The following is a 24,611-nucleotide window of genomic DNA, read 5'->3' as shown; positions in this document are numbered from 1 at the left end:
CTATTACTGCGGAGCCGCGATGGAATCGCGGCGCACGAGGGGGCAGCTCAGAATGGTCGGGTGAAGTGCCATGAGGGTGAGGTCGGTCTTCCCCTCGACGGCGTCAATCAGGTGCTCGGTGGCCCAAGCACCCATCTCGTAGTGAGGCAGGGCCACGGTGGTGAGGCCCGGGTGAAGGTTGGAAGCGATCAGTTCCTGGTCATCGAAGCCAACAATCGAAAGGTCAGCGGGGATTGCGATCCCCAACTCCGCCGCGGCGCGGTAGGCTCCCATCGCCATCCGGTCGTTGTAGCAGAACAGGCCGGTGGGACGGTCCTCGCGTCCCAGGATCCGCCGGGCGGCTTCATAGCCGCCTTGCACCTCCGAGACCTCGGACTCGACAGGTGCCGCGCCGCCGTCGAGCCCTGCTTCAGTCAGCGCGGCCCGGAAGGCCTGGAGCCGCTGACGGGTTGCGGGCACATCATCGGTGTTATTAATGAAGCCCACCCGGGTGTGGCCCGCTTCGAGGAGCGCGCCTACGGCGGCGCGTGCACCACCTTCTTCGTCCGGGATCACGGCTGTGATGTTTCCGCCGGTGGCCACGGAGTCGACCAGGACGGAGGGCACGCTGCCGAGGTTGGCCGGCAGCTCCACGTTGCGGTGGTACATGGTGGCGTAGAGGATTCCGTCCACCCGGCGTTCCAGAAGGGCCTCGACGTCGGCGTGCCGGGATTCCAGGCTGGCTGAGCCGGAGGTGTTAATGATCATGAGGTTGTACCCTCGGGCTTTGGCGGCCTCGTCAGCGCCGAGGATGATCCGGCCGGCGTGGGGCGTGGTGGCGATATCCTCGCTGACCAGACCCAGCATGCCGGTCCTTTGCGTGCGAAGGGCCTGGGCAAGGCGGTTGGGGCCATAGCCTAGTTGCTCCGCAATGGTCCTGACCTTGTCCCTGGTTTCGGGCCTGACTCGGGCGTAGGAAACCTCGTTGAGGACGTGGGAGACAGTTGTCACGGACACGCCGGCGGCGACGGCCACATCCTTGATACCGATGTTCTTGTTGCTCATCTGTCTCCCACGTCCTTATGGTGTGTCCGGTATGAGTAGGCTACCGAGGAATGTCGGTTCCCTTGGCTAGCCCTTGACGGCGCCGAGCGTCATGCCCGCCACGATCTTGCGCTGCAAGAGAAGGGTCAGCAGGATGACCGGGATGGAGTAGACGGCGGCCAGCGCCGTCATGGATCCCCAGTCCAGACCGAACTGGGTCTGGAAGTTCGCGATCACCACGGGCGTTGTCTGGGAGCGGATCGCCGTCATCAGGAGTGCGAAAAGGAACTCGTTCCAGGAGGCCAGGAAGGCGAAGATCGCGGTGACGGCGATGCCGCCGGAAACCACCGGGATCACGACCCGCCACAAGGCTCCGAGTCTGCTGCAACCATCCACAGTCGCAGCTTCCTCCAGGTCTTTCGGCACCGATTCGAAGAAGCTGGACATCAGCCAGATCGAGAGCGGCAGCGAGATGGTGGTGTGGGCGATGGACAGAGCGATGGGAGTATCTGAAAGGCCAACGGCTGCCATCATCGAAGCCAGCGGAATACCGATCGCCACTGGCGGCACCATGCGGGTAACCAGGGCGGCCATGATAAAGATCCGGCCGCTGAGGGTTTGGTACCGGGTGATGCCGTAGGCCGCCGGTACCGCCAGCACGAGCGAAAGCACCGTGCTGATGATGGCCGTCTGGATGCTGTTGATGAAGGAGGCCAGGACTCCGTTGCGGCCCAGCGCGTTGGCGTAGTTCTCCAGCGTCCATTCCCGCGGGAGGATGGTGGGGGGCACCGCGATGGTATCGATCGGGGTCTTGAAGGATGTGAAGAGCAGGTACAGGAACGGGAAACCGTAGAGCACCATCGCTGCCGCGAGGAGGATCCAAAGTAGGGTTCTGGTGCCCCGCCGGCCTGCTTCCAGCCCTTCCCGGTTTACGCCCCGGCGCTGGCGGCCGCTGCCCCATGCGGAGGTTTGCAGGACAGGCTGGGCAGCCATTGCAGCTGCATTCCCGTGGTCGGGCCTGGTTCGTTCGGCGACGCGCATCAGTTGTCCTTTCCTGGCCGCCAGATGGTTGACACCGCGACGAACGCGACGGCGAGCATGGCCAGCAGGTAGAGGGTGCCCATGGCGCTTGCCAGCCCGGGGTCACCAAAGCGGATCATGGTGCGGTAGATCAGCAGGCTCATGGTTTCCGATGCGGATTGTGGGCCGCCGTTGGTTTGGATGAGGATTGTGTCGAAGGCTCGGGCTGCATCGATTCCGCGGACCACCAGAGCGACGGCGATGACCGGCCGCAGGAGGGGCAGAATGATGCGGAACAGCATGGCTGGCGCGCGTGCGCCGTCCAGGCGTGCTGCCTCGATCAGGTCCCCGGGGATATTCTGCAGCCCGGCGAAGAGCACCAGGCACATGAACGAAGTGGTTAGCCAGATGTCCGGAATGGCGACGGAGTAGAGCACGATGTTCGGATCTGAAAGCCAGCCGATCTGGTTGGGGTTGGACAGGATGCCGGCCTGGTGCAGGAGGGTTCCGATGAGTCCGAAGTTGTCGATCATCAGGAACTTCCAGAGGAGGCCTGCCACGATCGGGGCGATCATCAGCGGGTACATGAACACGGTCCGCCAGATTTGGGAGCTGCGTCCAAGGGTGGTGAACAGCAGCGCCATGCCCAGGCCGAGGGCGAATTCGAGGGTGACCACCACCAGGGTGTAGGCCAGCGTCCGCCAGCCGGCACCCGTGAAGGCTTCGGAGGCGAAGGCCCGGAAGTAGTTATCCAGACCCACGAAGTCGCGGGGACCGCCCGCAATCGGAGAAATCTTGAAGAAGCTGTCCGCCACGAGGCGGAACAGCGGAAAGGCGACAAACACTGCCAGGAACAGCGCCGCTGGTGTCATCAGGAACAATGCGAAGCGGCGATCGGAGATACGCACGGTTTTCTCTTCCGCTGGTTGGGGACCGTGGCCGGCACCGGTCACTCAGGTGCCGGCCAGGGGTCTTATTTGAGGAGGTCCTCGATCTGCTTTTTGGCGTCAGCGAGGAGGGCGGCGGAGTCACCGCCGGCCACGGCCTTCTGCAACATCGGAACCAGTACCGTGTCCACGATCTGCTGCCACTTCTCGGTAGCCGGGCGGGTGGCGGTGGCCTTGCCGTTGAGGGTTTGGATCAGCGGCTTGAAGCTCTCGTAGCCGGGCTTGTCCTGGTACTTCTCGAAGGCGGAGATGCGGGAAGCCAGGCCCAGGCTGGATTCGATGCCCTTGTCGTTGTAGTCATAGGCGCACTTGACGAACTTTTTGGCAGCATCCGTGTTCTTGGTGGCCTTGGGCACGGTGAGGTACCAGGGCCCGGGAACGGCACCGACGCCGGCGGATCCCGCGATCATGGGAGCCGCTCCGACCTTGCCGGCGACCGGTGAATCCTTGGGGATCTGCCGGTAAGCGTGGGCCCAGAAACGGGTCATCGCGGTCTTGCCCTGGTTGAAGAGGTTTTGCGCTGCGGCCCAGTCCACCTGAGCGGCACCGGACGGAGCGGAGTTGGCCAGGCCGACGTAGAAGTCCAGGGCCTCCTTGTGCGCGGCATTGTCGATGACCACCTTGTCCCCGTCCAGGACCATGGGCGAGCCGGCCTGCAGGACGTGGGCCAGCCATTCTGTTTCCACCCCGCCCTTGACGTCCGTTCCGTACATGCCGTCCCTGGTGAAGAACTCGGAGATGTCCTGGTACTGCTTCCAGGTGGTGGGGGCTGCGAGGTCGTAGCCATACCTGGTCTTGAAGTCCGCCTTGTTCTTGGCGTCGTCAAACAGGTCCTTGCGGTACAGGATGATCTCTGCGTTGGTCCAGGCAGGCAGGCCGATAAAGTGCCCGTCCACGTTCGCTTCCTTGACGAGCGCAGGGAAGATGTCCTTCTTCGCCTCGTCGGTGAAGAGCTCGTCAATGGGCTGAACCGCGTCCTTGAAGCTGGGCAGCCATACGGAGTCAAGGGCGGCCACGTCGAAGGAGACGTTACCGGAGGAGAACTCACTGGAGAGCCGGTTGAACATGCCGTCATAAGGCAGCTCGACGAAGTTGGCGGTAACGCCTGTTTCTTTCTTGCACTGTTCGGCGACACCTGTCAGTTCGGCGTGGCCGCCGGCCTCGACGAGGACGTTAACTGTGCTGGTGCCGGCGCTACCCGGCGTTGCCGCCGGGCCCCCCGCCCCGCAGGCTGTTGCTGCCAGAAGCACCGCGGTGGACAGCCCGCCAATGGCGGTGATCCGGGAAATCGTGATTCGAGAGGACATCGCTGTCGACTCCCTTTCTTTTGAACGGAATCTACGGGTTTGTGGGGATTAGAAATCTTTCAAGTCGGTGAAAAATCGTTTTGCCAAATCGACTTGGCAACAGATTAGGGGCGTCCGCAGGGGTGTGTCAAGCGTCACCCTGGCATTCTTTTACAACTTTGACGTCGCTATGACGGCCGCCATACAGTGAGCAACGGCAGGCGACAAATCGTTTTGTCATTTTTGGCACGGTGTGGCCCGTGTGCGTCCGGCGGGCCACTCGGCGTTCGGCACCATTTCCCGACCTTCCGCGCCCCCGACGGGGAACCTAAGCTCCCCGGAAACGCGGGGGGAGCTGCCCCATGGCTGGCCGAACTGCTCGCGAATCTCGGAGGACTATGGCCGGTGTTGGTCTTTCATGCAATCATGCGGCAATGAGGAGCGAGAAGGACGTCCTTGTCATCATTGACAGGGCGAGGGAAGAGATGATTTACATCGGGCCTGACCACCCGTACTACCCATTGTTGTCGGACCTGGTTTCGGCGATCCCGGACGCCTGGCAGCAGGGGTACAACAGCCACAAAGCCGGCAGGCCCAGCATCAATCCTTATCGCTGGAACGACACAGGATCATGACTGGGGCTTCCGGCCGCGCACCTCCCTCTGGGAAGATCGCCCCACGGCAAGGTTGGGGATCTTGCGGACTGAAGATTGTGCGTCCAGATCCTGGTGTCAGGTTCGCGGCCGGTCCCTGGCCTCCCCTGCTTTGCTGTCTTGTTATACAGCCGGTGATAAGAAAGGCGCCAGAAATGACTGAAGAGCAGCTTCCCGACCAAGCAGCCTATACCGTCCGGGATGGCGTCCTGCCTGACCAGAGCCCAGGCGCTGCTTCCTCTTTGGAACGCCCTGTTTCCGGAGAGCCGGACAGTTACCCTGGCACGGCGGAGACCAACCCCGGCCGGGGACAGGAGGACCCTCTTTTGCAGGACGATACGGTGTCCGGAGAGGAAGAGGATTTCCTGAGCGAGCAGACTCTGCACGACGAAACCCAGCATGCCAAGGACGTGCCGACCCTGGAGGAGGCTGTCGCCGACACAGAAGTCGGCGAAATGCCCACCGGCGAACAGGCCGGGGGCAGGAACGACCAGGCAGACCTCGGAGGGTCTCCGCTGAGCCAATTCGATCCGGAGGACCTTGAGCACTGACTCCTGTCCGATCCACGAGGGGTGAATGTCCCGCTCGCAGCCAGCGAAAGACCGGCATGGCCCGGCCGCGACTGGTCGACAGTTGCCGCACCAGCCGAATTGCCCGCGCCGCGGGCACTGGCAAACCCCGGTCGCCGGACTCGTTATCGTTCAGGTTGACGAAAGGTCCATTATCGACGTTCAAACACGATGAGTGCTGATGCGCCGGTGTAGTCCAAGGACTTCGCGTGTAGGGCGCCGAGGGCAGGAAGGTACCGATCTCATGCGAGCACCCGGCGGCTAACAACCGCCGGGCTCCCATCGCCGCAGGAGCGAATTTTCACTTCTACGCAAGGCGCGCCCAGCGTAACCGAATCAGCGCAACAACAACCACCTGGTCATCGTCTTGTTTTCAAGCACCCTGGTCAGCGGTGGCTTGTAAGGGGCTGCCTTCTCGTAGGTGCTAAGTAAGCTGATAACCTACTATCATGCGGAAAACAGTAGTGGTACTTGAAGACGATATCGACGGCTCAGAAGCAAGTGAGACTCTAAACTTCTCCGTCGACGGCACGGAATATGAGATTGACCTTAACGCCGACCACGCTAACGAACTCCGTAGCGCACTAAGCCGCTACACGCGTGCGGCCCGCAAAGTTACTAGCGGTCGCAGCCGTCCGGCAGCTCGCAAATCCAGCGGTGCCGGTACTGATGCCAAAGCTATTCGGATGTGGGCAATGGATAACGGCCTCCAGGTCAATACTCGTGGCCGAATCCAGGCCGACATCGTCGAGAAGTACCTGGCTGCGAATTAGCCCCTCGACGTAAAATCAGGCTCGGCACCTAAATGGATCCGAGCCTGATTTGTTTTGTTGCAGCGCGTTATCCGAAGCTGCCAAGCGCGATAAGCGAAAATAACCTGATCATTACCCTCGCTTTTGGATAATCCCTGAGCGCGACTCGGCCGTACTCCCCCTATGCCATCCGCTACCGTTTGTCCGACCGAACTCACCAAGACGCTATTGCCTCAGGGGTGGTGGCCGGTATCTTTATCAGCGCGGCTGGCTGGGCAGGCTCGCCGTCTTCAGCCGTCGTTGCGTCGCTGGCTTTCTGCATCTCCCCTCAAACGAGGGCTGATAGTTGATATTCCGTCAACCTGCTTGTCCCAATGATTGTTATGATCAAAGGCACGTGACCGACGCACTCTCGAGCCTGGTCCTTGCAACACCCTGACCATTCCGCACCGGCCCATATGTCTCGTCCTCCCGAAGGTGGAACTTCTAAGGCAATTTCCTTGGAAGGACTCAGATTCTTCTCAGGTTAATCGGGGAGGATGGAATAACTCCCCGCTGGATGAACCTGCCAGCTTTGACCAGCGGGATGGACAGTCGGTTCGGGCACGACCATCCCCCAGTGGCCGCTCGCTCTGGCTGTCCAGCTTCGCGGAATGGATTCAGAGCCAGCTGAGCCTGACGGAGGTACTGCTACGCCGTCTCCAGGCTGATCCCTTAAACCTCTATAACTTATTCGCGGCGACACAGTGGAGAATCGATCCCAGGACCTCCATCGCTCTGCCGGTAAGAGCACTCCCGATAGCGACCATCAAAGGGGCAACAATGGAAGATGCTGTACCGACTTCATCGAAGCTAAGGGAAACTCGGCGTTCCTGCTGAAGGAACTTACCGGGATTCCCCAGTCCGGCGACGTCGTCGACTGGCAGCTCGACTGGCCTTGGAAATCATGAAGTCCGAACGGATCGCAGATGTTGCCGGCGAATTCCGATCTCATCGCCATCTTCTGCGCGTCGTGGGAAATGTGCTTGCCGAGACGCTCCTCGAAGGGCACGCTCTGCGGGCGCTCAGCAGGCAGCCTGGGCCACCAGCTTCGTTGTGTGGGCAGCAACAGGGATTCGACCACTCTTCCGGCAACGGAAACGCGGAGAGGTTCTTCAAACCTACCCGACCAAAAGCTTTGTAGAGGAACCAGGTGAAATGACTCGGATTGCCGTCCCCATCAACATGCATCAGCCCGAGTGGGCGAGCATTAGCGACTTTTTATTAGAGGCTCGGGAAGGGCGCTCAGGGTACGCAGTGCACGAATTAGGGGAACATGATCTTCTCCTCGCGTTTGACACTCGGCGAACGCCGCAACGTGATTTGTCGACCGAATTACAAGAATCACAGTCCATGACGAGCCCTCTCATTTACCCCCTGACTCAGATGATTCAGGACCCGATAGCAGGCTTTATGGGACCAGTGAGCTATCCAGTGTCTGCCGAAGTTCGTGCTGCCCTCCTAGAGCAAGAACTCATCGTAATCCGCCTTGTTGACCTATCACTTCTCGCAGGAGATTTTGCGGCTGATGGCACCCCGATCAGCATGCGGCTGGTGGAGTGCGATGAGGGCTATGAACTGGCTGTTGTGGTTGCAGGATTGGAGCAGTTCCGTTTCACGGCCAGGATGGTCGAGCAACTACTTGCGCACCCTGTCGCGTTGTCTCTTTCGTTGGATCCTCTGATCGCAGTGGTCAACCAAGTTCTTTCACAGGCCGAAGAGGGCGGGGATGAAATGCCGTATAAAGCACAAGTTAACAAAGTTGATTACTTGACAATGTTCAGAGACGGAATAACTTCAGCAACTGAAGGAGGAACAACGATGCTTCGGTACGAAGCGCAATAATTCAAGTTCATCGGATTATATTTACATATGGCATATGACGGTTGGTGTGAAGCAAGGGCCAGCCACAGGGGTACAGGTGGGCCTCGCAGGTCTCCTGGATTTGCCGCTTGATACGTCCGTACCGAAAAGATTGCGGTGGCGCTGCTGGAAGACCGAGGTTATCGGTTTGTTTTTGCGTGTGCCCAGGCCAAGATCGTGGAGGTCTCTTCCTCCTGATCCAGGGTTTTACGCCGCAGCTTCAACTAACCAGGTTGGCTGGAGGCCATATTTCGCTGGTCAGTAGGTGTATCCCGACGTGGAAGGCGCGGATCCCTGCCCTGTCCGCTGCTGCTGACGGACAGGAAGAGCATCAATCTTGACCAGCGCGCGGTGCACCGCGACAAGAATCATGATGTACCCAGCCACCGCGAGGAGTAAACCAACGGCAGCGATGATCGCACCTATTACCAATCCCCCTCGGTTTACGTTCCCGGTATACAGGGCGGCGATGTTTGGTACGGCGATGACTGCTCCAAGTGCACCAAGGACTGGACCACCAATGGCCATCAGGACGCCTGCCTTAAAGATCCCTGCTGAACGTTCGAACCGCATCATTCCCCCATCAAAATTTCGTGACTAGGGACAGATTACAGTTGACGTCCATACTGAAATGGCTCAACAAGTCCCTTGGTCCGTGCAACGGGCTGACACGATGGACACCAAATAGACTTCACGCATATCAGCGCTGAATGCTCCAAGTCCAACTTGGGCAGTCCCGCGAGAGTTGCTTGCTAGGCTGACGGAATCCCCATTATCGGCGTTCCAAAACGGCCGGGGGAGTGCCTGCAGTAGCGGCTGTTTCCTGCTTCCTTGCCGCGGCGTTTTCTCCCCGGGCTCCGGAAGTCAGAACTGCCCAGCCCTGGGGCCTTCTCGGCGCGCCCCGGTGAATCTCACCGTGCTGAACCCGGACCACACCTTATTGTGTGAGCAGCCCGAGCCAGGACCTGAACGACGTTGTTACCGAAGTATGGCCGCATGAGATTCGCACTTCGCTGTCATGAGACACCCACGGCCGACTCGTAGAGGTGTATTCTTGCCCGATTCGGTCCGCGGCGGAAAGGGAGTGCCAGAGATGTCGCAATCGGAAGTAGCCCACGCCATCAGCAGGTCCCGGCAGTACTTGAGCGAAAGCCCGGAGAAGGCCCGCTCCCGCGACTCAACGGCCACTGCCGTGCTGGAAGATGGGCTCCGGGTCCGGGTTGACGGCCCCCACGGCTGGTCCTTGGTGACGGACATGGGGCCAGGAGTTGGCGGGAAGGGTTCGGCGCCTACTCCTGGATGGATGCTGCGCTCGGCAAGCGCCGCCTGCTTGGTCTCGCTCATCGCCATGCGTGCCGCCGAAAAGGGAGTGAGCCTGAACCTGCTCGAAGTTGATGTTGACAGTGAATCTGATGACCGCGGTCTGCTGGGAATCGGTAAGGACACTCCTGCTGGACCCCTCGCTCTGCGCACAGTGGTCCGCATAGCAGCCGATGACACCGAAGAGGCCGCTCTCCGCGACATCGTTCAATGGGCCGACGAGCACTCCCCCGTTGACGATGCGATCCGCCGCGCTGTCCCGCTGGAGCTGACCGTTGTGATCGGCTAAACCGAGACCGACTGATTAGGAAGCAGCATCCAGACGCATTCAACTGTAAGAGGCTTGCAGCATCCTCGCAGGGACCGCTGCCTACCCTTTGGCTACCCAGAGCCGATCTTAGAGGCATGGCTGGCAATAGCCTTTGGCGTTGCTCCTAGCGGCGCTTCTTCCCGTGCGATCTAGCGAACCAGGCGTCGGTCGGTTTGTGGAAGGCTCCAAGCAGATGCGCAGCGAAAGTCCTGGGGCGGCGTGTCCGGTCTGCCGGGTTCCTTGCCGCCCTCCCGTAGGACGGAGGTTCGCTTTTCCGGGTTCAGCGTGCCGGCCGGGTTGACGGAATCACCATTATCGGTCAGCGGGGCCAGGCAACTGTTCACGCTTGTTCTGGTAGCCCTTTTACTATTGCTACTAGCTTCCAAGTATCTTAGACTTAAGATACTTGGAATAAAGAGGTATGGGCTTTAGATGAGAATACCGATTGCCGGCCTACCGCAGAATGGAACTTGAAATGACCCGCGAAGAAGCGTATGCAAGCTGCCCTCCCGACTCCTATGTGGAGTTCTACGGCAGCCGTTGGCTCGTCGTCCCGTTGGCGCCAGTCCAGCAGCCTGAATTCTTTGTTTGCACGCCCCGCAGGGGAATGCGGCCCTAAAACGAGGCCCTGAAAGCGACCAAACGCTCAGGCAACGACGATATGAGAACCAGTCCGCGGCCGCCGGACGTCGTCGGAACCAGAAGTGGTGTTCGCCGTCGCCTTGAAGGTTTCTCGCAGGGCAAGATCTCATCATCTTCCTGGGAGATTTGGATGGGTAGCATCGATATAGACATGGTTAGCTGTGCTGGCTTTTGCCATTGCCTCTTCTGCTGCCTGCACTGCCCCTGCAGTTTGGTCGAAGGGGCAGTGCAGGGCAGGGTCTACGCTAGGCCTGAGGCGCGGTGAGGGGCGATTTCGCCGGGTGTGCTGACATCGGAACCGACGCATTGGCTGCTGTGATCCGTCCTATAAGCAGCACCAACACCAGAGCGATGATCACGGGCACGCATACTGAGAGAACGATGATGCTGGTGTCCACGCCGAGTCCGATGAGGACGCCGCCGAAGATCGGGCCGACAACCGATCCGAGTCGGCCCATTGAAGCCGCCCAGCCGACGCCGGCGGTCACCGTTGCTTGGGGGTACAGCGCCACTGCCACCGCGGCTTGGCCGATCATGCCGGCCTGAAGTCCGAGGCCTACGCCACCGAAGACCAGCAGCAGCAGCGCTTTGTCCGGGCCGAGGAAGGCAGAGATGACAAGGAAGACGATCGCTGCTGCCGAGGTTCCAGCCAGGACCGACGTCATCCGGAATCGACGAGATCCGAGGATTAGTACGCAGGCACCGACGATGCTTCCTATGCCCAGGGCCGCGGACCCCAGCGGTGCTAGACCGGTACTGAAGCCGTAGCTGGTGAGCAGGGTCGGCAACCACGACGAGAATACGTAGAACACGGCAAAGATGAGGAACGAAAAAGCCCACAGGAGAAGCGTTCTGCTGCGCACAGAGGCATCGAACAGGCGCGCAACCGACGCATGGTGCTTGGCTTCGGCCGCGTCGATGGGCGTGCTCGATACGTAGCTGCCGGACAGCCCGAACCACAGGAACGGCAGAAGTACAGCAGAAGCGATAGCTCCGATAATGAACACCCACTCCCACCCGAATGCGCCCACGATAGCGCTCCCGGCCAGCCCCGCGATGAGAGCCCCGACCGAGATGCCCGTCATCACGGCCACCGCAATCGATTGACGCAAACGACCGGGATTGACTGCGGTCGCATGGGAGACTGCGGCTGGCAGCACGGCACCCAGTCCCAGGCCGGTCAGGAAACGTACAATCGTCAGCTGCAGAATCGAATCCGACCACGCTGTCAGCAACGATCCCAGGGTGAACACCACGACCGCCGAAAAAATGACGTTTCTGGTGCCCATTTTGGCCACGAGGCGCCCCACCGCCAGATACCCCAGAGCCACTCCAGCGCTGGTCAGCGCAAGGGCAGGAGTGAAGTGCGAGGGTGCAACTCCCCAGTCCTTTGCAATCGCCGGTATGGAAACGCCCAGTGCGACCGTGTCGTATCCATCGAGCACTATGGCCGCGCATGCCAGACAAAGTACCCACCAGTTCGGTCTGGTCTCTTCCTGCTTTTTAGGTTCGCTCATCGTGTCCATTGGACATCCTTAAGGTTGTGAGGGCTTCGAATACAGTCGCGAAGCGGTGGGCATGCCACCGGTCATCGGTGGCTCGACGAGCCAAGGCCATGGACGAGCCGCCAGCGTCGCCGGCTACGTCATGACGGTTTCTTCGTTCACGCACGACACTGTTCTCCCGGCCGTCCGCCATGCATGTAGATGGGGCGGGCGAGGGGCTCAAGTGTGGTGAAGATCATGGCACTGTGTTAGTTCTATCTCCTTAGCGCTTAAAGATCAAGACCCCACTGCCTTGACACAAAGTATCTTAGTACTGTTATATCTTTGGCATGACCTAGTTCACATTCAGGTTGCTTCCGCCACTGCGGGACAGCCGCGAACAACGTCGGCGGCGGCCTGAGTGACTATAAAGATTGGTGGACCCTGAGGATGACAACGCAAAGCAGCGCGGGCATCGTAGACCGGCCGGCCGGTACGGACTCTGAAGGGCCCGTCACCTCCCACGCCTTTGAACCAAGCATCGATACTCTGGATGAGATTTATGTTGGCGGGGTCTGGGCCCGGGGTGCGGGAGCACTGATCGAGTCCGTTAATCCCGCTACTTCTGAGGTCTTCGCGACGCTTCATGGTGCCACTGTTGACGATGTTGATGTGGCGGTCGCGGCAGGCCTGGCGGCCATTGAGGAGTCGGGCTGGTCCCGCAAGCTGCCCCACGAACGCGCTGCTGTTTTGCACAGGATCGGTTCGGCTATTGAAGCCAACGCTGACCGTATCGCTGTTCTTCAAACCCTGGACACTGGAAAGACGCTCAAGGAAACCCGGGCGTTGGCCATGAGCGCCGCGGCCACGTTCCGGTTCACCGCATCGGCCCTTGAGACGATGGAGGATGCGCTGACCCCGCCGCGGGGTGACTACCTGAGTATCTCCACCTATGAGCACGTCGGTGTGGTGGCTGCCATTACGCCCTGGAACTCCCCCATTGCCAGCGACGCACAAAAGGTTGCTCCGGCCCTTGCCGCGGGCAACGCCGTCGTCATTAAACCGCCGGTCTGGGCACCCTGGGTGTCGCTGCTGCTGGCACGGATCTGTGACGAGGCTGGACTGCCTTCGGGCTTGCTTTCGGTGCTTCCCGGCCCGGGAAGGACGGTCGGTGACGCTTTGGCACGGCACAGGGATGTCGGCAAGGTTTCCTTCACCGGCGGCACCTCCACCGGGCGGCAGCTGGGCCGCATCGCAGCCGAGAAAATCATGCCAATCACGCTGGAACTGGGCGGAAAATCACCAACCATCATCTTTTCGGACGCGGACATCGAGCAAGCAGTTGCCGGGGTGCTTTACGGAATCTTCTCCTCCAGCGGCCAAAGCTGCATCGCCGGTTCGCGGGTATTCATCCAGCGGGCCATCTATGACACCGTGCTGGCACGCCTGGTCGAAGGAGCCACAGCCCTGCGGGTGGGTCCAGGCACCGACCCTGGCACACAGGTGGCACCTCTTGTTGCCCATGCCCACAGGGACTCCGTTGAAAAAATGGTTGAAGATGCGCAGGCAGCCGGAGCGCAAATCCTGTGCGGCGGAACACGGCCAACGGAGCCGGAACTGCAGCAGGGCGCATATTACCTGCCCACCATCATTGCCGGCGTGGCCAACTCCGACCTGATCTGCCAGGAGGAGATCTTCGGTCCCGTGGCTGTGGTGCTTCCCTTTGATGATGAAACAGACCTGCTGGCCCAGGCCAACGACAGTGTGTTTGGTCTGGCCTGCGGCATCTGGACAGCGGACTACCGGCGGGCCTGGCGCATCGCGCGCGCCGTTGCTGCGGGCACCGTCTGGATCAACACGTACAAGCAATTCAGCATCGCCACCCCTTTCAGCGGCATCAAAGAAAGCGGGCTCGGTACCGAAAAAGGCAGGGACGGTATCCGCTCCTACATGCGCCAAAAGAGCATATACGTCGATCTTTCCGGCGCCCCATTGCCTTGGGCCGGCGCATGAAATCCGCAGCATCTTCCAATCCATCCCCCACGAAAGGCAAGTCAGTGAGTGCTCACCCCTACAGTCCGGCATACCAGGCCGGGGGTTTCGGCTTCGTATCCGGGGCGTTGTCCGTTGACGAAAACTACATCCCCGTCAGTGGCCGAACAGAGGCCATCGCGGCCGCTACAACCAGGCTCTCGGAACGGTTGGCGACCATCGGCATGTCGATGCAGGACATCGTCAAGACCACCTACTTCGTCACGGACCTGACCTTGCGCGAAGAGGCCAACAGCCACTATGAGCAGCTCTTCAGCGCTCCCCGGCCGGCCAGGACGTTCGTGGAAGTTTCTGCGCTGCCGTACGGTGCCACGGTGGAGATTGAAGCCATTGCCCACCGGGGCCAGGAGTGAATCATGACTACCGTCACTTTGAACACACGGGGACCGGAAGAATCACCCCGGCAGAATCCGGTCACTGACCGGGCAGCGACCGGGGAGCCCACCGCACGGACCCTGAGGGTCCAGCAAAAAACGTGGGAATCGGACGGGGTAACCAGCGTTACCTTTGCTGACCCGTCCGGAGCACAGCTTCCCCAATGGCAGCCCGGTTCCCATCTGAGCCTTCACCTGCCCAACGGGCTCATACGCGAGTACTCGCTATGCTCCGATCCGCTGGATTCGACGAGCTGGACGGTAGCTGTGCTCCGGACTCCCGACTCACGCGGCGGCAGCCAACACGTCCATGACGGCCTATCGGTGGGCGCGCTCCTCACCGTAGAAGGCCCGCGTAATAACTTCGCGCTCGAAGACGCCGGACGCTACGTGCTGGTCGCCGGTGGAATCGGCATCACCCCGATCATCTCCATGGCGCGGCAACTGCAGGCAGCCGGTGCGGACTGGTCGCTGCTCTACACAGGCCGGTCCCGCGCCACTATGGCCTTTCTTCCCGAGATCGGCACCCTGCCCCAGGACCGGATCACCATCCACGCCGATGACGAAGCCAACGGCAGCTACCCTGACCTGGCGGCCGCTGTCGGAGACCTGAGCCCGGATGCGCTGGTTTACGCCTGTGGTCCGGAACCGCTGCTGAAGGCTGTTGCCGGGGCCATGGAGGACGAATCGCAGCTTCGAATCGAGCGGTTCAAGGCACCAGAAAAAGTTGACGTCCCGGTGGAGAGCGAATCAGCGTTTGACGTGGTGTGCAACAGCACCGGCCAACGGATCCCCGTCGGGCCTGACGTGTCTGTGCTTGATGCCCTCAACAACGCGGGCATCGACGTTCCCAGCTCCTGCGCGGAAGGAATCTGCGGCACCTGCGAAACACGCGTCATCAGCGGCGACGTGGAGCACCGTGATTTTCTCCTCACCCAGGCCGAGCAGGCTGCAAACAAATCCATGTTCGTCTGCGTCTCGCGTTGCCGCTCGGCCGAACTGATTCTTGATCTCTAAACCCTCGAAAAGTAAGAAGGTAGCCCCTTGAATTTCTTTGCAGCAGAGCCTGTCTGTAAGTTGCGATCTCTTCGGTCGGTATCCCTGAAAGTGCCGGAAACGGCGCGTGCCAAGGATTTCTACCACGAGGTCTGGGGCCTTTCCACCGTCGAGGAGGACAGCGACCGCTTCTGGCTCCGCGGAACCGGCTCCGAGCACCACATTCTAAAGCTGGAAAAGGGCCAGCAGAACGCGCTTGGCGGCGTGGCCTTCGCCCTCGCTACGCCCCAGGACGTGGACCAGGCCGCCCTCAAGCTCGCTGCTTTGGGTATTCCCCTCTTCCGTGAACCCGGCCCACTGGACGACGCTGCCGGCGGATACGGCCTGCAGCTGGTTGACCCCGAGGGCAGGCTCGTAGAGCTGTCCGCGGATGTTCACGCCGTCGTCAGCCAGGAGCCTTCCGGGCGCCGGGCAATCCCGCGCAAAATTGCCCATGTCGTGTTGAACACGATTGACATTGACCGGGCTACAGCCTTCTATACCCAGGTCCTGGGCATGCGGGTCTCGGACTGGTCCGAGCACCAGATGTCCTTCCTTCGGTGCAATTCTGAGCACCATGTCATCGCCTTCAACCAGGCCCCATGGACAGCAGTCAACCATGTGGCGTACGAAATGCAGAGCATCGACCACTTCATGCGCGGTATTGGGTCCCTCAAAACCCACGGTATTGCCCCGCAGTGGGGCCCGGGACGCCACGGTCCCGGGGATAACACTTTCTCCTACTTCACCGACCCTGCAGGCCTGGTTTGTGAGTACACCTCGGAAGTGGCACAGGTTGACGAAGACAGCTGGCTGTGCCGCACGTGGAAGCGGACCCCGGAACTGTCGGACCAGTGGGGAACGGCCGGGCCACCCACAGTTAACGTTCGCACTGCTATGGCCGGAATCCCCGATGACGGCTACCGCTCCCTCGTTGTCCCGGGCAGCGCCGACTACTTCACTGTTCCGTCGGCAGATTCGGCAAGTCATGCAGCTGCCCACTGAGGCAGCTCCCGCCACCCGAAGCCGGGGCAGCCGTATTTCCCTCCACGGCGTATCGCTGGTAGTTCGTGGTGAAGGAGCGCCTGTCTTCCTGATGCACGGCATCGGGGGTAATGCCTCATCGTGCGGGGCGCTGGCACAGCTGCTCAGTGAGGCCGGCTACCGCACGTTCTGCTGGGATGCGCCAGGGTACGGGGAGTCCCCGGATCCGCTGGGTCCGGTCGACCATCCCGGGCTCGTCCTGCAGATTCTGGCTTCCCTCGCCCTTGGACCCGCACACCTGATCGGGACCTCGTGGGGAGGAGTTATCGCCACCCGAGCGGCAGCGCAGGCACCGGGTGCTGTCCGCTCCCTGGTGCTAGCGGACAGCACCAGAGGTTCGGCCGTTACCGGGGAGTCAGCGGACCGGATGCTTGCACGCGTCCCCGAACTGACCGAACTGGGGCCAGAAGCCTTCGCCGACCGGCGGGCTTCCAGACTGCTCTCGCCAGCAGCGGATGCTGCGACGGCCACGGCGGTCAGGTCCGAAATGGCCGCGGTCCGGCTGCCCGGTTACAAAGCCGCAGCGACCATGATGGCAGCTACCGACACATCGAATGTGCTACCGACTCTGCAGGTACCATCACTGGTCCTGGTCGGTGAAGACGATGTAGTCACCGGCGTTGATGAATCCAGGATCCTCGCCGAATCCATAACAGACGCTTCCTTCAAGATCATTCCCTGTGCAGGCCATGCCGCAGTGCAGGAGAAGCCGGCAGAGATGGCGTCATCGATTCTAGAGTTTTGGAAGAGGCTTCCGTGACACGGTTGATAGTAGTCACCGGCTCTGGACGTGGACTGGGATTCAGTATCGCCGAACGGCTGGCAGCCGGAGGCGACCGCATCGTTATCGCTGAGAAAAACGCCGACATTGCAGAACGAGCAGCAGCCACGCTGCGGGAACGCGGCTTCGATGCCACGGCAATCATCACCGATATTGCGGACAAGGACTCCGTTGCGGCTTTGGCCGATGCCGTCCGGGAACTGGGCGGGGCAGACGGCCTGGTCAACAATGCAGCTCTTGCCGACAGCGTTGGCGGGGACACCTTCTGGGACCTTGAAGAGGACTTCTTCCAGCGGGTCATGACTGTGAACGCCTTCGGTACCTGGCTGGTGAGCAAGTACCTCTATCCCCAGCTGGCACAAAAGCAGACTGCCGCCATCGTCAACGTCGCTTCAGACGCAGCACTGTACGGCTCGCCGCGCCTGGTCCACTATGTCAGCTCCAAAGGCGCAGTCCTGGCAATGACCCGGACCATGGCCCGGGATGCGGGAGCGGCCGGGGTCCGTGTAAATGCTGTATCCCCGGGCCTTACCAGGGTCGAGGCAACCGAGTCCGTGCCGGCCTCCCGCTACCGGCTCTACGAAGAGACCAGGGTGTTGGAAAGGGACCAGGTGCCCGAGGATATCTCCGGGGTCGTCCAGTTCCTGCTCTCGGACGCGGCCGCGTACATCACCGGCCAAAACGTCATCGTGGACGGCGGCTTTGTCATGGGGCACTGAGCCGCCTAACACCACCCACAACATCGCCCATTCTCGAAAATTACCCCCAGGACGCCGGGCTCCGGCTGATGATCAAGGAGACCACCAGATGGATCTGCAATTAAAGGACCGCACCGTCGTTGTGACAGGAGCGAGTTCCGGCGTCGGCCTGGCCACCGCCCGTTACCTGCTCGCAGAAGGCGCCAAGGTAGCTGCCTGCGCCCGTGATGCCGGGCGCCTCGCGGCGGCTTTCGATCAGTTTGCCTGGGCTGATAAAAACTCCATCCACCTGGCCACCTGCGACGTGACCGACCGCAAAGCCACCGACGCGTTCGTTGCCGGGACTTTGGAAAGCTTCGGGGCCGTTGACGGGCTGGTGTGCAATGCCGGACGCTCCCTCATGGCCACGTTGGATGAGACGTCCGACGAGCAGTTCCGCGAAGAATTCGACCTCAAGATCTTCGGGGTGTTGAATATCGTACGCTCGGCGCGGGCTGCGCTGGCCGCGTCACCTCACGGCTCAGTGGTCAACGTCAATGCGATCCTGTCCCGCCAGCCTGAGCTGCGCCTGGCCGCTACTTCAGCCGCGCGTGCGGGGTTGTTGAACCTGAGCCACTCATTGTCCGAAGATCTCGCCGCGGACGGTATCCGGGTCAACTCGGTGCTGCTCGGCCTGGTCGACACCGGCCAGTGGCGCCGGCGATTCGAGCAATCAGGCAGCGGCCTGGACTTCACCGAGTGGAGCGCCGAGATCACCAAGGACCGGGGGGTAAAGCTGGGCCGCTTCGGCACAGCCGAAGAAGTCGCCTTCCACATTCTCACCCTTCTATCCCCGCTCAGCGGCTACACCACAGGAGCCACGATCGACGTCGGCGGCGGTGTAGGCCGCTATGTGTAAGGCGCCTGCCACGGGGCTAACGCTCAATGGCACGCCCGGCCCTGATCTACGAGAGAGATAAGACATGTCCATGGAACAAGGAACGACAATGCCCCAAAACCCAACCGGCGGTGACATCCTCGTCCGGGTAATGCGCAGGCACGGCATTGACACCGCCTTCGGGGTGATCAGCATCCACAACCTTCCCCTCATCGAGGCCGTGGATCGGGAACTGAACTTCGTCGCCGTCCGCCACGAAGCGCGCGGCCGTAAACGCGGCTGACGCTTACGCACGCGCTTCGGGCAAGTTCGGAGTTGCCCTGACCAGCACCGGAACAGGTGCCGGCAATGCTGCCGGGTCCATGGTGGAGGCACTGACGGCAGGCAGCCGCGTGCTGCATATCACCGGCCAAATTGACAGTGAATTCCTCGGAAGCAACCGCGGAGTGATCCATGAGGTCCCACGACAGCTGCAGATGCTTCAGTCAGTATCGGGTTACGCACGGACCATCTTCAACGCCAAAGATGCAGAAGCGGATCTGGAAGAAGCTATCGCGCACCTGCTGACCGTCCCGCATACACCGTCCAGCCTGGAATGGCCCATCGACCTGCAGTACCTGGCCCTGCCCGAGGAGCAGCGCCCGGCGGACACCCCCAGCCAGCCCGAAGCCTCCATCGACGAGGAAGCCGTGGCCAAAGCCGTTGAACTGCTCTCGCAGGCCAAAAGGCCCCTCATCTGGGCAGGCGGTGGAGCCGCGGGCGCCGGTACAGCCCTGGCTGAGCTGCTGCACCGCCTCGGCGCAGGGCTGCTGACCAGCAATTCAGGCAGAGGCGTCGTACCCGAAGATGATGATCAGGTGATCGGAAACTTCGCTACCACGCCTGAGGCTGCGGCCCTCCTCGCAGACGCGGACGTGCTGCTGAGTGTTGGAACACATTTCCGTTCCAACGAAACGAAGCACTACTCCATGGCACTGCCCAGGACACACATCCAGCTTGATATCGACCCTGCAGCCATCGGCCGCGTCTACCCGGCCGATGTCGGGCTGGAGGGTGATTCCCGGATTCTGCTCGAGCAGATCGTCGCGAAACTCCCCGCCCCCGGTGCCGAGGCCGGCTGGACCGAGCGGGTGCGCGCGACCCGACGCAACGTCCGGGCCGCCCTGACCGAATACATCGGCGGGTATGCCGAGATCTGCGAAAACCTTCGTCGGCGGCTTGACCGCGAATCAGTGATCGCCCGGGACGTGACGATCCCCTCCAGCCAATGGGGTAACCGCCTGCTGGAAATCTACTCGCGGGAAACGAACATTTTCCCGCTCGGCGGCGGCATCGGCCAGGGACTGGCGATGGGCATCGGCGCCGCCTGCGCGCGGCCCGGGGTCCCCACGGCGGTGATCGTCGGTGACGGCGGACTGGCGGTCCACCTCGGTGAGCTTGCCTCGCTGGGCGGTTCGGGCGCCTGGTGCGTGGTGCTGGTCTTCAACGACAGCGGTTACGGGGTCCTTCGGAACATGCAAAAAGCCAACGGCTTCGCCGAAGCCGGCGTGAACCTTTACACACCGGACTTTGACCTGTTGGCCCAATCACTGCACCTGCCGTTCTGGCGGGTCCCCGGCTCCGGACAATTCGATCAGGCCCTGGCAGAAGCGTTGGCGGTCCGGGGACCGGCTGTCATCGAAATCGAGGTCACAGCTCTGGACCCGGCGCCGGGACCGTTTGTGCCGCCGGTGCATATCCCCAGCCGGAACCACTAGAGGGACGAGGAAAAAATGGCACTGACAGAACCACTGATTTTGGACAGTCCACAACCGGACACAGGGCAAATCCGGCATCGGGTCGTCTGCCTTCACAATGGCACCGGAGCCGGGGACTGGTACAGCCGGCAGGTGGCTGCCTACGATGCACAAAGCTGGGAAAACTTCGACGGCGCCTTTCTAGGAGCCACCGTCACGGAAGACCAGCTTGAAGAGTGGGTCTCAGCTGCTGCGGCAGCGCTCCGGGACGGCGGGGTCACCCCGGTACACCTTGTGGCCTCCGGCCGTGCCGCCTACGGCACAATCGTGCTCGCCGGCCGTTATCCCGAGCTGGTCAAAAGCCTGATTCTTGGAGACCCGGAGGTTGACACCTCCATCGAGGGCTATGCACATTCGCTCCAGCTCGTTCAGGCACCATCGCTGGTTATCGCCGCCGTGCCGCAGGCAGACACCGACATTGCCGAGCCGCAAAGCATCGCCGGAGGAATCGACAACGGCGTCTTCGTCATCATCGAAAACACCGCCGTCCCCGCACACCGAACACGGGCTGACTCTTTCAACGAGTGGGCCACATCATTCATGAACATCGCCGAAGGCCTGCACACCTTCGCCGAACCCGAGGAGGACTTCCATGCCTGAACAGTACCTAGAACCGAACCAGGCTTTGACCAGGCCTGCAACTCCCTACGAGAAGAAACTCGCCGGGGCACTGAGCGAGGTGTTCGCCGGCGGCACAAAAGATCTGCCAGGGGTGGTTACAGGTCTGAATGGCCTTGGTCTCAATGCTCCGGATGGCAACCCGTGGGACGAAGCCCGTTTCCGCGCCGAAATGCGACGACTGGGAGAATAAGAAATGACAACCACAACACAAACCGCACGTCCCGCCAGCGGGAAGAGCAAGACAAAAAACGTCGTCGGCGTCCGCCACGAAGTCGATGCCAAAGAACTGGCAGCCATGGGGCTGCGGGACCGCTGGTACCCCATCTACCCCTCCCGCTTCGTCGGCGTTGGGGACATGGTCAAGGTTAAGCGCCTGGGTGTGGACTGGCTGCTGTTCCGCGACGCCACCGGACGTATTCGCATGCTCGAGGACCGCTGCCCCCACCGCAGTGCCCCCCTCTCCGTCGGTCAGCACCTCGGAGACCGTGTTGCCTGCAAATATCACGGTGTACAGGTCGATGGAGACGGCATGGTCGTCTCCGTTCCCGGCATGCCCGGATGTGCCCTCGAGGGCCGAACCGTTACCACCTCGCTGGCAGTTGCAGAAGCAGCCGACACCATCTTCGCGTTCATGCCACTGACAGCTGACTCCGAGGTAACGGAGTTCAAGCTGCCGGACCGCCTGGACAATCCGGACGTTTCCTGGTTCTCGAACTTCGCCGAATGGAAGGGGCCCTGGCGCTTCTACATGGACAACGTCCTGGATCCGATGCACGGTGCTTTCCTCCACCGCGACTCACACTCCATGTTCGGTGGAGACACCAGCGCCCGCTTCCGAATCCGCGAAACTGACCGAGGCTTCTTCTTTGAAAAGACGGACCAGCGGGGCGTGAACTTCGACTGGGTCGAATACTGCCGCGAGGCCATGGACTACGTCGATCTGGAAATCCCCTATGCCGAGTCCGCAGGACCCGGCGGGACTTTTGGCATCGTCGGCATGGCCACTCCCATTGATGCAAACAACTCGGCGATTTTCCACTGGCGCACCCGCACCGTCTCGGACTGGGAGCGCGACGTCTGGCGGTTCATGTACAAGACGATCCTTGAAGAAAAACACTGGGCAGTCCTGGAACAGGACCGGGAAGTACTCGAAGCACTCGCCGGCGACGCTGACAAAGACGAACACCTCTACCAGCACGACCTCGGCGTCGCACGGATCAGGCGCGTCTACGAAGCCGACGCAGAAAAGCAGGCCGCCATCCTCAGAGGAGACGGGCTGTAAATGGATGACCCGATGCTGCTGACCGTCCACCCTGGTGGAGGTTAGCCGTCTCGTCGAAGACGGGGCTAACGGTGGAAATCGAAGCACAAGGCTTGTCGGGGCTGCTCACCAGCGGGATTAGTGCCAGGGTGCCCTAGGTACACGGGCTTGCTAGATACGTCTATTCCAGTTCTGACTCTCCGAAAGCCGGACTACCGTCAGCAATTCCGGCTTTCGGAGGGAAACCAACCTTCCCCCCACCAAGCGCTGAGTAGCGTGTGAAATCGCCCCGCAGTTCAGAGTGGTGTTCGAGCGAACACAAGTGCGTTTGAACGTGGCGAGAATGTGCTCCACACTGCGCTTCGTAAACCACATGCGCGAGCGGAACCAACTACCTAATCAAGACTCGAAGGACATCATGAAGTCAACACCCACCTGCCGGGTCGGAGTTATCGGTTACGGCGCCATCGGCGTACCCGTCGTCGCTGGGATCAGTGCGGGACGGGTCGCAGGGGCTGTCTTGGAAGGAATTATTTCCCGAAGCCCGCTCACTAATGTTCCGGTGAAACAGCTGGACCTGGCGGAGGCTCTGGAACGCTGCGACTTACTGGTCGAATGTGCAGGTCAGGAAGCACTCGTCGAGCACGCTGAGGACGTGCTCCGGGCAGGTGTTGACCTGCTCGTGACCTCTATTGGCGCCCTGGCAGATAGAGAATTCGCAGAACGGCTCCACGCCGCCGGGCCAGGCCGGCTCTTCCTGACATCCGGCGCAGTCGGGGGTCTTGACCTTTTGTCCTCAGGTGCCCGTGCGGATGGCTATGACAAGGTCACGATTACGACGACGAAGTTGCCGGGCTCCCTTGTCCAGCCTTGGATGAACGAGGCTTTGGTTGAGGAGATACGCAACGCCCGTGGCCCACTGGACGTTTATGAAGGATCGGCCGCTGAAGCGGCAATGTTGTTCCCGAAGTCCCTAAACGCCGGCGCCGCCGTCGCTATCGCTGTTAACAACTGGGACGCTGTGACAGTCAGAGTAAGGGCAGACCCCGCAGCGGAACTCACCAGCCACGTCATTGAAGCCTCTGGAAACATCGGAGAATACCGATTTGAAATCCGCAACAAGCCTTCTGAGGACAATCCGAGGACGAGCGGAGTAGTGCCGTTCGCGGTACTACGATCTCTGGAATCCGTTATCGGGGGCCGGGGCGGACTGATATGAGCACAGCAACGGCACCGAACTGCTGACCCCGGCGTCGCGTCGGGCGTTAAGCCGCCCCTGCGCATCTGCGATCCTTCCGGTCAGAAGCGCGCCAGGAGCAGCGGCAAATCAGGCTCCGTTACACCTCAGGCCCAATGCAAAGTGACCTTCGCGCAGTTCCCTCTCCTCCAGGCATACGCGGCGTCCGTGAAGGCCAAGGATGCCACCAACCAAACCCTGACGCAACGAAAAAGGGAGTTTCAGGAGTTTGGGCCAACCGCTTCCAGCGCATTGAGATCAAATGCGACCACCGATGCCTCTGTCTTCTTAAGCAACGCTGCGAGTTGGTCGAGTTCCGACGACGTCAGGCCGCTCAACATCTGACGTTGCTTGTCCAGGTGCTTGCCGAATGCCTCATCGATAACTGCCTTGCCATGAGCGGTGAGCTGGGCGTAGACAACCCGGCGGTCTTCGCGGGTTCGAACTCTCTCGATGAGGTTTTGCTCCTCCATCCTGTCCAACCGGAAAGTAATGCCACCGGTCGTGAGCATGGACGAGGTTGCGAGCTCCCCGGCAGTCTTCCGATGAGGTGGCCCGGAGCGGCGCAGGTTGGCCAGGACGTCGAAGGACGCAAGTGTCAGCCCGTACTCATCAAAGTAGGAACTTTCGACAGCGCGGATCTGATTGGCCAGCCGCATGAGCCGCCCGAGGACGCCGATGGAGCTCGCGTCCAAGTCCGGCCGTTCACGCAGCCAATCCGCCAAGATGCGGTCGATAGCGTCAGCTTCAGTTGTTTCGTCAGACATGGCCCTGTCCTTTACATGTGGATAGTGCATCTTAACACTGAGCTTTCCAGCAATCAATTAACTCAGTCTAATTTCACTCAAAGTCTTGTTACTTGGTGGAATCTACCTTAGTGTTGAGATAGTTAGAGTTGAGGGACTTGCTCCCTAGCCTTGCTACCAG

26 protein-coding genes are annotated in these 24,611 nt (G+C 61.0%); 18 read left to right on the top strand and 8 right to left on the bottom strand.

Annotated features, from left to right (window positions below; all coding sequences use genetic code 11):
* Positions 1-3: 3 nt before the first annotated feature.
* The 4 genes from QF036_RS01490 to QF036_RS01475 all read right to left on the bottom strand — a co-directional run bounded on the left by QF036_RS01490 (position 4) and on the right by QF036_RS01475 (position 4,297).
* A complete protein-coding gene (locus QF036_RS01490) occupies positions 4-1,044 on the bottom strand; it encodes a LacI family DNA-binding transcriptional regulator (RefSeq protein WP_307098563.1) in 1,041 nt (346 codons plus the stop codon).
* Positions 1,045-1,110: 66 nt separating this feature from the next.
* A complete protein-coding gene (locus tag QF036_RS01485; protein WP_307098561.1) occupies positions 1,111-2,016 on the bottom strand; it encodes a carbohydrate ABC transporter permease in 906 nt (301 codons plus the stop codon).
* A gap of 47 nt (positions 2,017-2,063) precedes the next feature.
* Positions 2,064-2,951, bottom strand: coding sequence for a carbohydrate ABC transporter permease (locus QF036_RS01480; RefSeq protein ID WP_102971488.1), 888 nt, complete (start codon positions 2,949-2,951; stop codon positions 2,064-2,066).
* Between the two features lie 65 nt (positions 2,952-3,016).
* Positions 3,017-4,297: an ABC transporter substrate-binding protein gene (locus QF036_RS01475; protein ID WP_307098558.1), complete on the bottom strand. Its 1,281-nt coding sequence runs from the start codon at positions 4,295-4,297 to the stop codon at positions 3,017-3,019.
* A 413-nt stretch (positions 4,298-4,710) separates the two neighbouring features.
* Here QF036_RS01475 and QF036_RS01470 point away from each other — a divergent pair, with 413 nt between their 5' ends.
* The 3 genes from QF036_RS01470 (at position 4,711) to QF036_RS01460 (ending at position 6,271) form a co-directional block, all read left to right on the top strand.
* Positions 4,711-4,911, top strand: coding sequence for a hypothetical protein (locus QF036_RS01470; RefSeq protein WP_307098556.1), 201 nt, complete (start codon positions 4,711-4,713; stop codon positions 4,909-4,911).
* 173 nt (positions 4,912-5,084) lie between these two features.
* A complete protein-coding gene (locus QF036_RS01465) occupies positions 5,085-5,480 on the top strand; it encodes a hypothetical protein (protein WP_307098554.1) in 396 nt (131 codons plus the stop codon).
* Between the two features lie 467 nt (positions 5,481-5,947).
* Entirely contained in the window at positions 5,948-6,271 is a 324-nt protein-coding gene (locus QF036_RS01460) for a histone-like nucleoid-structuring protein Lsr2 (RefSeq protein ID WP_307098552.1), read from the top strand.
* Positions 6,272-7,058: 787 nt separating this feature from the next.
* Here QF036_RS01460 and QF036_RS01455 read toward each other — a convergent pair.
* On the bottom strand, positions 7,059-7,373 hold the full coding sequence (locus tag QF036_RS01455; RefSeq protein WP_307098551.1) for a hypothetical protein: 315 nt from the start codon (positions 7,371-7,373) through the stop codon (positions 7,059-7,061).
* Between the two features lie 74 nt (positions 7,374-7,447).
* Here QF036_RS01455 and QF036_RS01450 point away from each other — a divergent pair, with 74 nt between their 5' ends.
* Positions 7,448-8,134: a hypothetical protein gene (locus tag QF036_RS01450; protein WP_307098549.1), complete on the top strand. Its 687-nt coding sequence runs from the start codon at positions 7,448-7,450 to the stop codon at positions 8,132-8,134.
* Positions 8,135-8,410: 276 nt separating this feature from the next.
* On the opposite strand, the gene QF036_RS01445 is transcribed toward QF036_RS01450, so the two are convergent.
* Complete coding sequence (locus tag QF036_RS01445; RefSeq protein ID WP_307098547.1) at positions 8,411-8,728, bottom strand: hypothetical protein; 318 nt, start codon at positions 8,726-8,728, stop codon at positions 8,411-8,413.
* Between the two features lie 517 nt (positions 8,729-9,245).
* On the opposite strand from QF036_RS01445, the gene QF036_RS01440 reads away from it, so the two are divergent.
* Positions 9,246-9,761: an OsmC family protein gene (locus QF036_RS01440; protein ID WP_307098545.1), complete on the top strand. Its 516-nt coding sequence runs from the start codon at positions 9,246-9,248 to the stop codon at positions 9,759-9,761.
* 908 nt (positions 9,762-10,669) lie between these two features.
* Here QF036_RS01440 and QF036_RS01435 read toward each other — a convergent pair.
* Positions 10,670-11,950, bottom strand: coding sequence for an MFS transporter (locus tag QF036_RS01435; RefSeq protein WP_307098544.1), 1,281 nt, complete (start codon positions 11,948-11,950; stop codon positions 10,670-10,672).
* A gap of 408 nt (positions 11,951-12,358) precedes the next feature.
* Between QF036_RS01435 and QF036_RS01430 the strand changes: the two genes are divergently transcribed.
* The 13 genes from QF036_RS01430 (at position 12,359) to QF036_RS01370 (ending at position 23,666) form a co-directional block, all read left to right on the top strand.
* Positions 12,359-13,921 (top strand): aldehyde dehydrogenase, encoded by a 1,563-nt coding sequence (locus QF036_RS01430; RefSeq protein ID WP_373460051.1) that lies wholly within the window; start codon positions 12,359-12,361, stop codon positions 13,919-13,921.
* 44 nt (positions 13,922-13,965) lie between these two features.
* Positions 13,966-14,313 (top strand): RidA family protein, encoded by a 348-nt coding sequence (locus QF036_RS01425; protein WP_307098542.1) that lies wholly within the window; start codon positions 13,966-13,968, stop codon positions 14,311-14,313.
* 3 nt (positions 14,314-14,316) lie between these two features.
* Positions 14,317-15,351, top strand: coding sequence for a PDR/VanB family oxidoreductase (locus QF036_RS01420; protein ID WP_307098540.1), 1,035 nt, complete (start codon positions 14,317-14,319; stop codon positions 15,349-15,351).
* Between the two features lie 90 nt (positions 15,352-15,441).
* Entirely contained in the window at positions 15,442-16,374 is a 933-nt protein-coding gene (locus QF036_RS01415; protein ID WP_444875976.1) for a VOC family protein, read from the top strand.
* Positions 16,358-17,173 (top strand): alpha/beta fold hydrolase, encoded by an 816-nt coding sequence (locus tag QF036_RS01410; protein ID WP_307098536.1) that lies wholly within the window; start codon positions 16,358-16,360, stop codon positions 17,171-17,173. The genes QF036_RS01415 and QF036_RS01410 overlap by 17 nt, the downstream gene beginning before the upstream one ends.
* Positions 17,170-17,913 (top strand): SDR family oxidoreductase, encoded by a 744-nt coding sequence (locus tag QF036_RS01405; protein WP_307098534.1) that lies wholly within the window; start codon positions 17,170-17,172, stop codon positions 17,911-17,913. Before QF036_RS01410 ends, QF036_RS01405 begins: the two co-directional genes overlap by 4 nt.
* 88 nt (positions 17,914-18,001) lie before the next feature.
* Positions 18,002-18,790: an SDR family oxidoreductase gene (locus tag QF036_RS01400; protein ID WP_307098533.1), complete on the top strand. Its 789-nt coding sequence runs from the start codon at positions 18,002-18,004 to the stop codon at positions 18,788-18,790.
* 88 nt (positions 18,791-18,878) lie between these two features.
* A complete protein-coding gene (locus QF036_RS01395; protein WP_307098531.1) occupies positions 18,879-19,052 on the top strand; it encodes a thiamine pyrophosphate-binding protein in 174 nt (57 codons plus the stop codon).
* 37 nt (positions 19,053-19,089) lie between these two features.
* The gene (locus tag QF036_RS01390) at positions 19,090-20,526 is read left to right on the top strand and encodes a thiamine pyrophosphate-binding protein (RefSeq protein ID WP_307105722.1); all 1,437 of its coding nucleotides are present in this window, start codon (positions 19,090-19,092) and stop codon (positions 20,524-20,526) included.
* A gap of 132 nt (positions 20,527-20,658) precedes the next feature.
* The gene (locus QF036_RS01385) at positions 20,659-21,165 is read left to right on the top strand and encodes an alpha/beta fold hydrolase (protein WP_307098529.1); all 507 of its coding nucleotides are present in this window, start codon (positions 20,659-20,661) and stop codon (positions 21,163-21,165) included.
* Entirely contained in the window at positions 21,158-21,376 is a 219-nt protein-coding gene (locus QF036_RS01380) for a recombinase-like helix-turn-helix domain-containing protein (RefSeq protein WP_307098526.1), read from the top strand. Before QF036_RS01385 ends, QF036_RS01380 begins: the two co-directional genes overlap by 8 nt.
* Before the next feature lie 3 nt (positions 21,377-21,379).
* A complete protein-coding gene (locus QF036_RS01375; RefSeq protein ID WP_307098525.1) occupies positions 21,380-22,468 on the top strand; it encodes a Rieske 2Fe-2S domain-containing protein in 1,089 nt (362 codons plus the stop codon).
* Positions 22,469-22,820: 352 nt separating this feature from the next.
* Positions 22,821-23,666, top strand: coding sequence for an aspartate dehydrogenase domain-containing protein (locus tag QF036_RS01370; RefSeq protein WP_307098524.1), 846 nt, complete (start codon positions 22,821-22,823; stop codon positions 23,664-23,666).
* Positions 23,667-23,905: 239 nt separating this feature from the next.
* Here QF036_RS01370 and QF036_RS01365 read toward each other — a convergent pair whose 3' ends face one another.
* Positions 23,906-24,451, bottom strand: coding sequence for a MarR family winged helix-turn-helix transcriptional regulator (locus QF036_RS01365; RefSeq protein WP_307098522.1), 546 nt, complete (start codon positions 24,449-24,451; stop codon positions 23,906-23,908).
* Positions 24,452-24,611: the final 160 nt, after the last annotated feature.

Source organism: Arthrobacter globiformis, assembly GCF_030817195.1.
In the GTDB taxonomy this organism is placed as follows: Bacteria; Actinomycetota; Actinomycetes; order Actinomycetales; family Micrococcaceae; genus Arthrobacter; species Arthrobacter globiformis_D.
The sequence above is the reverse complement of the archived record's forward strand: the minus strand, read 5'-3'. Positions and strand labels throughout refer to the sequence as shown.